Here is a 13,410-nt window from a genome sequence, read left to right as displayed (position 1 = left end):
GGTGTGGGATGCGCGGGGTGTGTTGCGGGGGTGTGGGTTGTCGGTGTTCGAGTTTGATCATCTGGTGGGTGCGTCGGGGTCGTTCGGTGGGTTTGTGACGGGGCGGTTTGCGTCGCCGGTGGTGGATCTGGAGCCGGTGGGTGCGGGGGTGGAGTATGCGGGGTGGTTGCGGGGGGTGTATCCGGGGCTGGCGAAGACGGTGTTGAAGAAGGAGCGGCGGTTGGGGCGGGATGTGGGGGAGGTGAGGTTTGTTTTTGATGAGCGGGATCCGGCGGTGTTGGAGACGTTGATGGGGTGGAAGTCGGCGCAGTATCGGCGGACGGGTCGGATGGATCGTTTTTCTCGTGGGTGGATCGTGGGGTTGGTGCGGCATTTGTTCGGGGTGCGGGAGGAGCATTTTTCGGGGGTGTTGTCGGTGTTGTATGCGGGGGAGCGGCCGGTGGCGGCGCATTTCGGGCCGCGGTCGCGTGCGGTGTTGGCGGGGTGGTTCACGGCTTATGATCCGGAGCTTCGGTATTACTCGCCGGGGTTGTTGATGCATTTGCGGCTGGCGGAGGGTGCGGCGCGGGCGGGTGTGGAGGTGGTGGACTGGGGTCGGGGTGCGAAGGAGTACAAGGAGTGGTTGAAGACGCGGGAGTTGTGGGTGGGGGAGGGTTTTGTGTCGCGGGGGCATCCGGTGGCGTGGGGGTATCGGTTGTGGCGGCGTCCGGTGCGGGGGTTGCGGAACACGGTGTTGGCGCATCCGGAGTTGAGACAGCCGGCGGACCGGTTGCTGAAGACGGTGGGCGCACTGCGCACCGGCGCGCAGGGACGGCAGAGACCCGACCGGGAGCCGACCGACACCCGGTGAACTGCCGGGCGGACGACGGCCGTCGAGACGCGCGCGGCAGGTGTGGGGGGGCCGTGCGGGCCCTACCGCGAGAACGGCGTGACCGGACGCTCCAGCCGTTCGCCGTCGACCACGATGTCCACCAACTCGTTGTAGAACGCGAACAGTCCCCGGATCGCGCCCACCGCGGGCAGCGGATCGGGGTAGCTCCACACCAGATCGGACGTGTGGTCGGCCCGGCCCGTCCAGGACCAGTACGTGGCGGTGCCCTTGTAGGGGCAGGCGGAGACCTGGTCCGAGGGGACGAGCAGGCCGAGGTCCACGTCCTCGCGCGGGATGTAGTAGCGGGTGGGCAGCCCCGTCTCGAAGAGCAGCACCGGACGCCGGGTGTCCGCGGCCGTCGTGCCGCCGATCTCCACCCGGACATGGCGGCTGCTCGGGATCGCGTCGACCCGCTTGTGGGGGTCCCGGGGGTGGACGAAGATCTCCTCGTCCTCCTCGTACCAGTGGTCGAGGCCCCGGCCCGTGCGGCGGAACCACTCGAAGGCGACATGGCCCGCCAGGTCGGCGGCGGGGAACGTCCACGCCGCGTTCGGCCGCGGCTCCCCGTCGACGACGAGGTCGTAGAAGATCCGTGACCCGGTGTGCGTGCCGGTCGGCGGGTCGGCGGCCGGCCGCAGCAGATCCATGCGGACCTCGTCGCGCGGAAAGGCGTACAGCGGGACGGGGACGGCCGGCTCCCACACGAGGACCGGACGCCGGCTGTCGACGACGGTCACCTCGCCGACCCGGCCGCGGACCCAGCGCCCGCTGGGCTCCCACAGCAGCCCCTCGGCGGTGGCGCGTACGGACCGGGCGGTGCGCAGCTCCGTCATCGGCGCTCTCCTCATCTCCGTACGTCCGGCCCCCGGTGCTCCGGCGGGGCCCCGTACGCCGCCAGGCTAGGGCGTCAGCAGTCGGTCCTGCTCGGTGAGCGGGGTGCCGTCCCGCCAGGGCAGCGGCTTGCCGAAGCGGACCAGCTCGCCGTAGAGCGCGGGATCCGCGCCCTGCGCGAGGACGAGGTCGAGCACCGCGTCCGCCGCCTGCCGCGGCGACTGTGCCTGGCTGTAGTCGCTGAACCAGGGGCGCGAGGTGGCCGTGTCCACCATGCCGGGGCACACCGAGGCGATCAGCGTGCCGGCCGCGAGGTCGGCCGCGCGGCGCTCGGCCGCGACCGCCCGCACGGCGGCGACCTGGGCCACCTTCGACGGCACGTTCAGCCAGCGCGGCCAGCCCGCCCGTTCGGCGCTCCCGTCGTGGACCGCGCCGCGCCAGGACTCCACGGCCCGCTCGACCTCGCCGAGGGACGCGCCGTCGAACAAGGGGTGCAGGCGCGGGTCGAGATGCCCGAGGGTGCCGAGGCTGCTGGCGACCACCAGCAGCCGGCCGCCGGGGCGCAGGACGGCGCCGAAGGAGCGCAGGACCGCGTGGGTGGCGACGTTGGAGACGTCGATGAACTCGTCGGCGCGTGCCGACTGGGACTCGTCGGGCAGGACACGGGCGACCGCGTTGGAGATCACCACGTCCACCCCGCCGTGGGAGGCGCGCAGTTCGTCCGCGAGCGCGGCGATGGCGGCGGTGTCGGTGACGTCGAGGACCCGGCCCTCGACCCGGGCGCGGGTCTCGGGAGCCCGCGCGACCTCGCGGGCGGCCGCCTCGACCCGGCCGGGGTCGCGGCCGGTGAGCAGGACCAGGTCCGCTTCGTCCAGCCGGGCCGCGAGCCCCTCCACCAGGGCCCGGCCGAGCCCCTGGTTGGCGCCGGTCACCACTGCGATGCGTGAAGTGTTCATGCAGCCACGCTAAGAAGCCGCGATGCATGAGTCCAACGAAAGTGACGCACGGCTAGTATGCGGAAACGTCATGGACTTCACCGATGTGTCGCTGACCGCCCTGCGGGTCTTCCGCGCGGTCGCCGAAGAGGGAACCTTCACCGCCGCCGCGGGCGTCCTCGGCTACACCCAGTCCGCGGTCTCCCGGCAGATCGCCGCGATCGAGCGCGCGGCGGGCACGGAGCTGCTCGAACGGCGGCGCGAGGGCGTGCGGATCACCCCGGCCGGGCGGGTCGTGCTGCGCCGCGCCACCACCGTCCTCGCGGAGATCGACGCCACCGCGCGGGAGCTGTCCGGGCTGCCAGGCCCCGGCGGCACCGTCCGCCTCGGCTGGTTCCCCAGCGCCGGAGCGGTCCTGGTGCCCCGGGCGCTGTCCGCGCTCCGCCGCACCGACCCCGGCCTCACGGTCGTCGGCCGGGAGGGCAGCACCCCCGCGCTGGTCCGCGCCCTGCGCGCCGGCACCCTGGACCTGGCCGTGCTCGCGTCGGCGCCCCCGTTCCGCCCGCCGGACACGGAGTCCCCGCCGCTCGCGCTGCGCACGCTCACCGAACGGGCGCTGCGCCTCGCCGTGCCCGCCGCCCACCCGCTCGCCCGCGGCGACTTCGTCGACGTCGCGGACCTGCGGGGGCAGCGCTGGATCGCCGGGTCCGCCTCGGGCGAGGACGGCGTGATGGGGGTCTGGCCCGGCCTGGACGAACGGCCCGAGATCGCCCACACGGCCCGCGACTGGCTGGCCAAGCTGCACCTCGTCGCCGCCGGCTGCGGCATCACGACCGTGCCCGCGACGGTCGCCGTCGCCGCGCCCCCGGGCGTACGGGTGCTGCCGGTCCGCGGCGGGCCCCAGGAGCAGCGGCGGCTGCTGCTCGCGCGCCTCCCGCAGCCGCCCGACGCGGCGGTCACCCGGGTGGCGGCCGCGCTGCGCGCCGCGGCCGTGGCGGACGAGGACGGCTGAGCCCTCGCCGGGGCACCCTTTGGCTGCTTATGGAGAGATAAAGGTAAAATCAACCGATTTGCTGGAAAGGGTCACCGCCTCGCCGGAGAGATGCATGCCTCGCAAGCGCTCGGTGGACGACGGCGACGAGCTGCTGGCCAGGCTCGGGTCGCTGACCGCCCAGGCACGTGAACGCGCGGAGGTCCAGCGCTCCCAGGTGGAACTGGCGATCGCCCTCCAGCGCGGGATGCTGCCCCGGGATCTCCCGTCGGGCCCCGGCTTCCGCGTCGCGGTCCGTTACGCGCCCGCGTGCTACGGCCTCAACGTCGGCGGCGACTGGTACGACGCCTTCACCCTGCCCGACGGGCGCATCGGGCTGTCCATCGGCGACGTCCAGGGCCACAACATCGAGGCGGCCGTCTTCATGGGCCAGGTCCGGACCGGTCTGCGCGCGCTCGCCACCGTCGCGGGCGACCCGGGGGAACTGCTCGCCCGCACCAACGACCTGCTGCTCTCGCTCGGCACGGACCTCTTCGCCACCTGCACCTTCGTACGGCTCGACCCGGCGACCGGGGTCCTGGAGAGCGCCCGCGCCGGGCACATCCCCATGGTGTGGGCCACCGCCGACGGCAAGTCCGGCATCGCGGACGACGAGGGCGGACCGCCCCTCGGCATCGAGAGCGGCCTGGAGTACCCGGTGGCCCGCTACCAGCTGACCACCGGAGGCGTGTTCGTCCTGCTCACCGACGGCATCGTGGAGGGCCCCGACATGAACGTCGACGACGGGCTCGGCCAGGTCGTACGGCTGGCGGGCATCGCCGCCGTCGCGGGACTCGACGCGCACGCCCTCGCGGCTGCCGCCATCAAGGGCGCCGAACGGGTCGGCCACGAGGACGACGCGGCGGTCCTGGTCGTCGGCCACGACGAGCCCGACCGGTGGGCGAAGGCGAGAGCGGGGTCGTAGGCACGTGGCGGAATCCTGCGGATCCGTCGTGTTCCTGCGGGTCCGTCGTGCTCGCCCGCGCGGTTCCGCGCCCCCTTTCGGGGCACGGCGGCGAAGAGTCCCTCCCAAGGGACGCGGGGAACTGCGCGAGCACCCTCCCGGGCGTTCGCCTCGCCGTCGGGGCGGGGTCGGTGTCTGATGGCTGCTGTGGTGGGTATCCAGGATCTGCGCCGCCCGGCCGGCTTCGCGCTCCTGACGGTGGTCGTCGCCGCCTGCTACTTCGGCGCGGGGCGGCTCGGACTGCTGCGCCGGCTCGTCGTCGACCATGCCGTGGTCACGCCCATCTGGCCGCCCACCGGTGTCGCCCTGGCCTGCCTGCTCTTCTTCGGCCTGCGCGCCTGGCTCGGCATCGCGCTCGGCTCCCTCCTCGTCGTCGTCTCGATCTCGGCCCCCCATCCGGCCGTCATGGGCATCCTCGCGGGCAACACCGTCGCGCCCGTCTGCGCCTACCTGCTGCTGCGCCGGGTGGGGTTCCGCAACGACCTCAGCCGGTTCCGGGACGGGCTCGCGCTGGTCTTCCTCGCGGCCCTGGCCGCCATGCTGATCAGCTCCACCGTGGGCGTCTGGCTGCTCGTCCTCACCGGCAAGCTCCCCGGCGACCGGTTCTGGACGGTCTGGCCCGCCTGGTGGGTGGGCGACGCCATGGGCGTCCTCATCGTCACGCCGCTGCTGCTGGCGGCGCGCGGCGCCCGCTGGCCCCCTCCGCTCACCCGGTGGAAGGAGGTGGCGGCCTTCGCGCTCGGCATCTGCGCCCTCGTCCCGCTGGCCACGCTCAGCCCCGTCAGCCTGCTGTTCCTCGTCTACCCGCTGCTCATCTGCGCCGCCCTGCGCTTCCAGCTCGCGGGCAGCATGGTGTGCGCGCTGCTGATCTCCGTCATGGCCACCGTGTCGGCGACGCGGCACATCGGCCCGTTCGAGGGGCTCAGCCCCGTCGCCGTGATGATGAAGCTCCAGGCGTTCAACGGGGCGATGGCGCTGACCGCGCTGCTGCTGTCCGCCGTGATCACGGAGCAGCGCAACACCCGCCGTTCGGTCGAGCTGGCCTGCCAGGAACTGGTCGAGGTCCTGGAACACCTCACCGCGGGCGAACCGCCACCGCGGGACCCGGACCACGGCGCACCGCGCGGCACCGACGAGGAACTGCTCGGCTTCGAGGACCGGCCGCACGCCGGCGAGCGCGCGCGGGGGACGGGCGGCAGCACGCCACCCGCCGACGGCGACCGCGAGCGCCGACCCGGCCCACCCCGCCCGGGCTGAGCGGCCGCCGGGATCCGAGGGGGCCCCGGGGCCCGAGGGCCGCCGGGGCCTGCGGGCCGCCTGGGCCTGGGCGGGTCGCCGGTGTTCGAGTGGTGACGTCCTGGGCGCGGGCGTAGCGTCGAACGGTGGACTTCGGCGGTGACCGGCCCGGTCACCGCGTCCGACCCCCGGTGCGACATGCGATGAGCAGCTCCCAGCCGACCTCAGCAGCCGCGACGGCCTCCCGGAAGCAGGGTGGCGGCGGCCATGCGATGGCCCTTCTGGTGATCGCCTCCTGCCAGTTGATGGTCGTCCTCGACATCACCATCGTGAACATCGCGCTCCCGCACATCCAGAGCGCGCTGGACTTCTCCACCACCAGCCTGTCGTGGGTCGTCAACGCCTACACGCTGACCTTCGGCGGTCTGCTCCTGCTGGGCGGCCGTACCGGCGACATCCTCGGCAGACGCCGGGTGTTCGTGTTCGGCGTGGTGCTGTTCGTGGTGGCCTCCCTGCTCGGCGGGCTCTCCCAGTCCTCCGGCGAGCTCCTCGGCGCGCGGGCCCTCCAGGGCGTGGGCGGCGCCATCGCCTCCCCGACCGCCCTCGCGCTGATCAGTACGACGTTCCGCGAGGGGCCCGAACGCAACCGGGCCTTCGGGGTGTTCGCCGGTGTCTCCGCGGGCGGCGGCGCGATCGGACTGCTCGCGGGCGGGATGCTCGTCGAGTGGCTGGACTGGCGGTGGGTGTTCTTCGTCAACGTGCCCATCGGCCTGCTGATCGTGCTGGCCACCCCGCGCTTCATCCGCGAGTCGGAGCGCCACCCCGGGCACTTCGACGTCGCGGGCGCCCTGACCTCCACGGCGGGCATGGTGCTGCTCGTCTACGGGTTCATCAGGGCCGCGCAGGAGGGCTGGCGCGACGCGTTCACCATCGCGTCGTTCGTCGCGGCGGTCCTCCTGCTCACCCTGTTCGTGCTGGTGGAGCGGCGCTCCAGGCAGCCCATCACACCGCTGCACATGTTCGCCGACCGCAACCGCGCGGGCACGTACGGGATCATGCTGAGCCTGGCCGCCGCGATCTTCGGCATGTTCTTCTTCCTGACCCTGTTCGTGCAGGACGTGCTCGGCTTCAGCCCCTTGGCGACGGGGTTCGCGTTCCTGCCGGTGAGCGCGGTGATCGCGGTCGGGGCGGCGCTGGCCTCGCGGTTCCTGCCCACGTACGGGCCGAAACCCTTCCTGGTCACCGGGGCGCTGCTCGCCACGGCCGGACTGGCCTGGCTGACCCTCACCGACGTGCACTCCACCTACGCGGGCAGCATCCTCGGCCCGATGCTCGTCTTCAGCCTCGGCATGGGCATGGAGTTCGTGTCCCTGACCCTGATGGCGCTGTCGAACGTCACCGACCGGGAGACCGGCGCCGCGTCCGGGCTGCTCAACGCCATGCAGCAGGTCGGCGGCTCGCTCGGCCTGTCCATCCTGGTCACGACGTTCGGCACGGCCAGCCGCAACGAGGCGAACCAGCAGGTCAAGGAGTTCCTGGCGCAGGCCACGCCCGCCGAGCAGCTGCGCTTCCGGCGCACCGGGCAGCTGCCCGCGCCGTGGTCCGACCAGGTGCTGACGTCCGGCGTGTCGGCGGCGTTCGTCGCCGCGGCCATCTTCACCGCGGTCGCGGCCGTGATCGCCGTCGTCGTGATCCAGGTGCGCTCCTCCGACCTGGAACGCCTCCGGGGCGGAGGAGCGCCGCCCGGTATGGGCGGCTAGGCCCTGCCCGATTTTCAGGCCCGGGCCCTGCCCGAATGCCGGCCCCGGGCCCTGCCCGAATGCCGGCCCTCGGGCAGGACGGCCCGGTTCACAGATCGACCGACCGCATCCCGGCCTCGTCGTAGCGCGCCCCGGCGACCGGCGGGAGTTCGGCGTCGATGCGGGCCAGGTCCTCCTTGGTCAGCTCGACGTCGACGGCGCCCGCGTTCTGCTCCAGGTAGGTGCGCCGCTTGGTGCCGGGGATCGGCACCAGGTCCTCGCCCTGCGCGAGCACCCAGGCGATGGCCAGCTGGGCCGGTGTCACGTCCTTCTCGGCGGCGATCACCTTGACCTTCTCCGCCAGGCGCAGGTTGGCGGCGAGGTTGTCGCCGGTGTAACGGGGACCGCTGCGGCGGAAGTCGCCCTCCTCCAGTTCCTCGGGCGAGGTGAACCGGCCCGCGAGGAAGCCCCGGCCCAGCGGCGAGTACGGAACGAACCCGATGCCGAGCTCCCGGCACACCGGCAGCACCTCGGCCTCCGGGTCCCGCGACCACAGCGAGTACTCGGTCTGTACGGCGGTGACGGGGTGGACGGCGTGGGCCCGGCGGATCGTCTCCGGGCCCGCCTCGCTCAGCCCGATGTGCCGCACCTTGCCCTCGGCGACCAGCTCGGCCAGCGCGCCGACGGTCTCCTCGATCGGCACCCTGGGGTCGACCCGGTGCTGCTAGTAGAGGTCGATGTGATCGGTACCGAGGCGCTTCAGGGAGCCGTGCACCGAGCTGCGGACGTGGTCGGCGGAGCCGTCCTGGCGACCGATGGTGCTCATGTCGCCGGGCACCGCGTCGTCCATGCGGTAGTTGAACTTCGTGGCGAGCACGTACTCGTCGCGGTGCCCGCGGATCGCCTCACCGACGAGGGACTCGTTGGTGAGGGGGCCGTAGAGCTGGGCCGTGTCGAGGAAGGTGATGCCCAGGTCCAGGGCGCGGCGGATGGTCGCCACGCCCTCGTCCTGGTCGGTGGTGCCGTAGAAGGCGGACATGCCCATGCAGCCGAGGCCCAGGGCGGACACCTCCAGGTCGCGCAGCCGGCGCTGTTCCATGAGGATCAAACCTTTCATCGCTGCAGGTCTTCGGGTTCACGGGTGGAGACCTGGTGCCACGTCCTCGACGCTAGGCGCTGAAGTGCGCTCGAAGTCAAGCGCGGGCGGCGGGCGGCACGGACGGCGGCCGGGAGCCCGTGTCGGGTCGGCGCGCGCCGCGCAGCAGCAGTCGGCGCGCGGGCCCCTCCACCGCCTCGTACAGCAGCCAGGACAGCCCCAGGGCGACCGCGAAGGCGGTGGCCGTCGCGGCCAGGCCGGCCGCGGTCCCGAAGCGGGGCCGCGTGCCCAGCACGCTGATGCCCGCCTTCAGCACGAGCAGATGGACCATGTAGAAGGCGAACGACAGCTCGCCGAGCCGGACCATGAGGCGGTGGCGCCAGGGCGACGGGAGCCCGTGCAGGTCCGCGACGGCCGCGGCCGGGATGAGCAGCGCGACACCGACGAGGGTGCACGCGGTGGCGGGGTAGCCGGGGGCGACCTGCGGGACCATGAAGTAGCCGATGAGCGCGAGGGCCAGGGACACCTCGGCGCCGGGGCCGCGCCACCGGCCGAGCATCACCAGCCGGGCCACGGCGGCACCGAGGACGAACTCGGGCAGCCGCGCCGCGGGGAACGAGTAGAGCGGGCGGCTCGCCCAGTGGTGCGCGTCCGCGCAGGCCAGGACGAACACCGCGAGCACGCACGCCACCGCCAGGGCGGCCGAGCCCCGCGCGCCGAGGCGGCGCAGCAGCAGGGCGAGCAGCGGGAAGGCGGCGTAGAAGAAGGCCTCGCAGGCGAGCGACCAGCTGACCGGGTCGAGGGTCTGCCACCACGGGTGCCACCAGGAGTGCACCAGCAGGAGGTCGGCCAGCGCCTGGCGGGCCGAGGGCAGGGAGACGTTCAGCGAGGCGCAGGCCATGAGGAAGGCCAGCGCGGTGGTGACCAGGTGCACCGGATAGACGCGGGCGACGCGCCGCCGCCAGAAGGCGGTCGCCCGGTCGCCGGGCAGCGCGGACCACATGAGCACGAACCCCGACAGCACGAAGAAGAACGACACCCCGGCGGCCCCGGGGCCCAGTCCCCAGCTCAGGACGCGCCCGCCGGTGCCGCCGAAGTAGGCGAAGTTGTGCACGTGCAGTCCGAAGACGAGCAGGGCCGCCACCCAGCGGAGTCCGGTGAGGGACGGCAGCGCGGGGGCCGGGGCGGACGTGCCGGGCAGGCGCGGACGGGGTGCGGTGACGTCTCGGCCGGCGGACGGCGACCGGGCCGCCCTGGTCGCCGTCGTCATGCCGTCACCTGGTGGCGCAAGGAGGCCTTGCGGGGTGCGGGCGGGAACCCGTGGGGTGTGGGCACGGTCCTGCGGCGGGTGAGGGCGAGGGTGCGGGGCATGCAAGGGACCCTTGCCCGTTCGGTACCTTCCAACCCGCTCCGACGCCAAACATCACACCGCTGGGGGTGCGCGGCCCGCCGCCCGCCGGTCCCCTCAGTGCCGGTGCCCCGCCGGTTCCAGCTTCTTCAGCACGGCCTGGGCCATGGCCGCCTCGCCCTTGGCGTTGGGGTGCGCCGGCGCCGCGGGCGACGTCGGCTGGAGCGGCTCGATCCAGCGGTCCGCGGACGCCTTGCACATGTCATGACCGACGGTGGGACCGTAGGTGTCGACGTACTCGGCGTGATCGAGCGCGGCCACCAGCCGGAGCATGAGGTTCAGCCGCTTCTCGGTGTCGCGCAGGTAGGGGAAGTCCTTGGCGGCGAACGGCACCGTCGGGTAGCAGCCGCTGCCGTCGTCGGGGAGCAGGTCGGGATAGCCGACGACGATCACCCGGGCGTGCGGGGAGCGCGCGTGGACGGCCCGCAGCACCTTGTCGATCTTCGGCGCGGTCTGCGCGATGTTCAGCGTCAGCTGGTCGAAGCCGGAGGCACCGTAGTACTTCTGGCACGGGTTTCCGGTCAGGTCCTTGGCGCTGAGCTGGGCGCAGGTGCCGATGATCGTGCCGAAGCCGACGTCGTTGCCGCCGATCTGCACGGTGACCAGGTCGGTGTCCCGGCTCAGCGCGTCGAGCTGTGGGCCGTTGGTGCCCTGCGCCTTCCACATCTCGTTCGTGGTGGCGCCGGCGCAGCTGACGTCCTTGAACGAGCTGACCTGCGCGGCCGCCGCGGTGAGCGAGGGGTAGTTGTGGTCTGAGCGGGCGCAGTTCGCGTCGACCTGCTGCGGGATCACGGGGCCCGAGGTGTAGGAGTCCCCGAGCGCCACGTAGTCGGTGTGGCGGGCCGGCTGCGCGCCGTGCGCCGCCGCCGGCACGGTGGAGGCCGCGACCAGGGCGCAGCCGCCCAGGGCCGCCCCCACGGCCCCCCACCGGTGCCTTCTCGCCGCTGTGTCCGATCCGCGCGAGCCGTCCGCCTCGCGTGTTCCCTCCGCGCCGTCCGTCCCGCGCGATCCGTCCGCCGACACGTCGTTCGCCATGGATGTCCTCCCCCTCGAGCCGCACCATCGCGCGACGGCGCCCTCGAAGGGCGGCCCCGCACGTTCGACTGGGCTTGTATACCGCCCGGTAGCCGTGCGGGACCAGACTTGTGCAGCGAGCAACCAAGGCCGTGGGAGCGGGGGTTGTGCCGACGGCGCACCGCGGGAGGCTGCCGGGGGACCGGGCGGGAATGCCCCGAGGGGGTGCGCTGTTACACCTCACGAATGACATGCCCGGGTCATCAGAGCAGGGCCCGGAGCATGGGAGTGAAGGGAGCCCCCATGGCACGCGCGAACCAGCGCCCCGTCGTGAAGCTGAGGTCCACGGCGGGCACCGGCGCCACCTACGTCACCCGCAAGAACCGGCAGAACGACCCCGACCGGCTCGTGCTGCGCAAGTACGACCCGGTCGCCGGGAAGCACGTCCTCTTCCGCGAGGAGCGCTGACCCCGCAGCACGACCACCGGCACCACCGCCGCCCCGCGCGGGGCGGCGCCGAGGAGGCAACACCGATGAGGCGCGGAATCCATCCCGAGACCAGGCCGGTCGTCTTCCGCGACCGTGCCGCGAACACCGCCTTCCTGATCCGCTCGACCGCCGCGACGAACCGGACGATCGAGTGGGAGGACGGCCACACCTACCCGCTGATCGACGTGGAGATCTCGTCGGCCAGCCACCCGTTCCACACCGGCTCCCGGCGCGTCCTCGACACCGCCGGCCGGGTGGAGCGCTTCGAGCGGCGCTACGGCCGCCCGGCCGCGGCCCGTCACTGAGACGAGCCCGAGCCCGTCCCCGAGCGGGTTCCGAGCGAGAGGAGCAACCGGTCATGAAGGTGCGCAAGTCCCTTCGTTCGCTGAAGTCCAAGCCCGGCGCCCAGGTGGTGCGCCGACGGGGTGTGACCTTCGTCGTGAACAAGAAGAACCCGCGCTTCAAGGCCCGCCAGGGCTGACGCGCACGGCGGCGCCGCCACGCGGCTGAACCGCCGGGAAACCGGATCCGGCCCGGTCCCTTCGAAGGGACCGGGCCGGATCCGTGGCACGCGCGGGGGAGTGGCCGCCTACGGCCCCACGGGCCGCCGGGTGACCGACAGCCCGCGCTCCGGGTGCGCGTCCGCGGGCCGCTGCCGTGCCCCCGCGACCGTCTCGCGGCGTACGGCGATCATCGCCACGTCGTCCTCCAGGGCGCCGTGGCAGTACGCGACGAGATCCTTGCGGATCTGCTCGATCAGCTCGTCCGGCGACGCGCTGCCCGCCCAGGACCCCAGCCGCTCGGCGAGCGGGTAGAACCGCCCCGCCTTGTCCCGCGTCTCGGAGACGCCGTCGGTGTAGAGCACCAGCGTGTCCCCCGGGTGGAACGGGAACACGTCCACGACGTCGTCCCCCGCCGGCGGCAGCCCCATGCCGATGGGCGTCGTGTACTGCCGCGGCGCCAGGGCCGCGACCTCATCGCCGTGCAGCCGCAGCGGCGCCGGATGCCCGCAGTTGAGCACGCTCATCTCGGGCCGGTGGTCCGGGAGGTCGACCAGGACGGCCGTGATGAACGACTCGTCGGACTCGGCGGTGTTGCGGGCGGGCTGGTTCAGGCTCCAGCAGACCGTCGCGTCGAGCTCGGCGCGCAGCGCGGGCAGCGGCAGCTCGCGGTGCGCGGCGCTGCGGAACGCCCCCAGCAGCAGCGCCGCGTCCTCCACGGCGAGCAGCCCCTTGCCGCGGACGTCGCCGATCAGCAGCCGGGTGCCGGTGGCGGTGCGCACCGCCGCGTACAGGTCGCCGCCGATGCGTGCCTGGTCCGCCGCGGCCCGGTAGGCGCTGGCGATGTGCAGCGTGCCGATCCGCTCGGGCAGGGGTTGCAGCACCACCTGCTGCGCGGCCTCGGCCACCGACCGCACCTGGGTCAGCTCCGCGTGCTGGCGCTCTCTGAACCGGCAGAACAGCACGGTGAACGCGGAGATGACCAGCAGCGCCAGGAGCTGGCTCTCGTGGTTGGAGGTGAACACGCTGTTGCGGATCACGGCGATCGACAGCAGCGCCACCACGGCCAGCCCGCCGATCAGCGCGGTGAGCCGTGCGCTGCCGAACGAGGCGGTGAGCGCCGGGGCGACCACCAGCAGCGGTCCGAGATGGACGTTCTCGGGCGCGAGTATGTCGAGGACCGTGATCGCCGCGATCAGCACCAGGGGTATCGCCACGAGGCCCCAGTCCGCCGGCCGCGGCCGGCCCGCCCCGCCGTGGGGCTGCCACCGCATATCTACAGGGATACACCCGCGCT

Annotated in this window: 13 protein-coding genes and 1 pseudogene; 8 read left to right on the top strand and 6 right to left on the bottom strand. The window is 73.1% G+C overall.

The genetic code is table 11. From position 1 onward, the window contains the following. Positions 1-850, top strand: an 850-nt coding sequence (locus WN71_RS13575; RefSeq protein WP_071369841.1) for a GNAT family N-acetyltransferase, incomplete at its 5' end; no start/stop codon positions are given. A 62-nt stretch (positions 851-912) separates the two neighbouring features. Here WN71_RS13575 and WN71_RS13570 read toward each other — a convergent pair. Next, positions 913-1,704, bottom strand: coding sequence for a DUF427 domain-containing protein (locus WN71_RS13570; protein ID WP_046586223.1), 792 nt, complete (start codon positions 1,702-1,704; stop codon positions 913-915). Positions 1,705-1,770: 66 nt separating this feature from the next. Then, entirely contained in the window at positions 1,771-2,658 is an 888-nt protein-coding gene (locus WN71_RS13565; protein ID WP_046586221.1) for an SDR family NAD(P)-dependent oxidoreductase, read from the bottom strand. A 70-nt stretch (positions 2,659-2,728) separates the two neighbouring features. On the opposite strand from WN71_RS13565, the gene WN71_RS13560 reads away from it, so the two are divergent. The 4 genes from WN71_RS13560 to WN71_RS13545 all read left to right on the top strand — a co-directional run bounded on the left by WN71_RS13560 (position 2,729) and on the right by WN71_RS13545 (position 7,627). After that, a complete protein-coding gene (locus WN71_RS13560; RefSeq protein ID WP_046586218.1) occupies positions 2,729-3,649 on the top strand; it encodes a LysR family transcriptional regulator in 921 nt (306 codons plus the stop codon). Positions 3,650-3,743: 94 nt separating this feature from the next. After that, entirely contained in the window at positions 3,744-4,592 is an 849-nt protein-coding gene (locus tag WN71_RS13555; RefSeq protein ID WP_046586216.1) for a PP2C family protein-serine/threonine phosphatase, read from the top strand. Between the two features lie 186 nt (positions 4,593-4,778). Further along, the gene (locus WN71_RS13550; RefSeq protein WP_079177841.1) at positions 4,779-5,888 is read left to right on the top strand and encodes an MASE1 domain-containing protein; all 1,110 of its coding nucleotides are present in this window, start codon (positions 4,779-4,781) and stop codon (positions 5,886-5,888) included. A 251-nt stretch (positions 5,889-6,139) separates the two neighbouring features. Beyond that, a complete protein-coding gene (locus WN71_RS13545; protein ID WP_046586214.1) occupies positions 6,140-7,627 on the top strand; it encodes an MFS transporter in 1,488 nt (495 codons plus the stop codon). Between the two features lie 88 nt (positions 7,628-7,715). Here the strand turns inward: WN71_RS13545 and WN71_RS13540 are convergent. The 3 genes and pseudogenes from WN71_RS13540 to WN71_RS13530 form a co-directional block, all read right to left on the bottom strand. Then, positions 7,716-8,705 (bottom strand): annotated as a pseudogene (locus WN71_RS13540) (aldo/keto reductase). A gap of 94 nt (positions 8,706-8,799) precedes the next feature. Further along, positions 8,800-9,972 (bottom strand): acyltransferase family protein, encoded by a 1,173-nt coding sequence (locus WN71_RS13535; RefSeq protein ID WP_046586213.1) that lies wholly within the window; start codon positions 9,970-9,972, stop codon positions 8,800-8,802. 195 nt (positions 9,973-10,167) lie between these two features. After that, on the bottom strand, positions 10,168-11,028 hold the full coding sequence (locus tag WN71_RS13530; RefSeq protein ID WP_046586246.1) for an SGNH/GDSL hydrolase family protein: 861 nt from the start codon (positions 11,026-11,028) through the stop codon (positions 10,168-10,170). 399 nt (positions 11,029-11,427) lie between these two features. Between WN71_RS13530 and rpmG the strand changes: the two genes are divergently transcribed. The 3 genes from rpmG (at position 11,428) to ykgO (ending at position 12,094) form a co-directional block, all read left to right on the top strand. Continuing rightward, positions 11,428-11,592 carry a 50S ribosomal protein L33 gene (gene rpmG / locus WN71_RS13525; RefSeq protein ID WP_052743059.1) on the top strand — a complete coding sequence of 55 codons (165 nt, stop codon included), beginning with the start codon at positions 11,428-11,430 and terminating at the stop codon, positions 11,590-11,592. A 65-nt stretch (positions 11,593-11,657) separates the two neighbouring features. Further along, positions 11,658-11,918 (top strand): type B 50S ribosomal protein L31, encoded by a 261-nt coding sequence (locus WN71_RS13520; protein ID WP_046586211.1) that lies wholly within the window; start codon positions 11,658-11,660, stop codon positions 11,916-11,918. A 53-nt stretch (positions 11,919-11,971) separates the two neighbouring features. Next, a complete protein-coding gene (ykgO, locus tag WN71_RS13515) occupies positions 11,972-12,094 on the top strand; it encodes a type B 50S ribosomal protein L36 (RefSeq protein WP_046586208.1) in 123 nt (40 codons plus the stop codon). A gap of 108 nt (positions 12,095-12,202) precedes the next feature. Here ykgO and WN71_RS13510 read toward each other — a convergent pair whose 3' ends face one another. After that, positions 12,203-13,387 (bottom strand): PP2C family protein-serine/threonine phosphatase, encoded by a 1,185-nt coding sequence (locus WN71_RS13510; RefSeq protein WP_063777710.1) that lies wholly within the window; start codon positions 13,385-13,387, stop codon positions 12,203-12,205. Positions 13,388-13,410: the final 23 nt, after the last annotated feature.

The organism is Streptomyces mangrovisoli, assembly GCF_000974985.2.
GTDB classification, from domain to species: domain Bacteria; phylum Actinomycetota; class Actinomycetes; order Streptomycetales; family Streptomycetaceae; genus Streptomyces; species Streptomyces mangrovisoli.
This window is presented reverse-complemented; position numbering and strand designations above follow the sequence as displayed.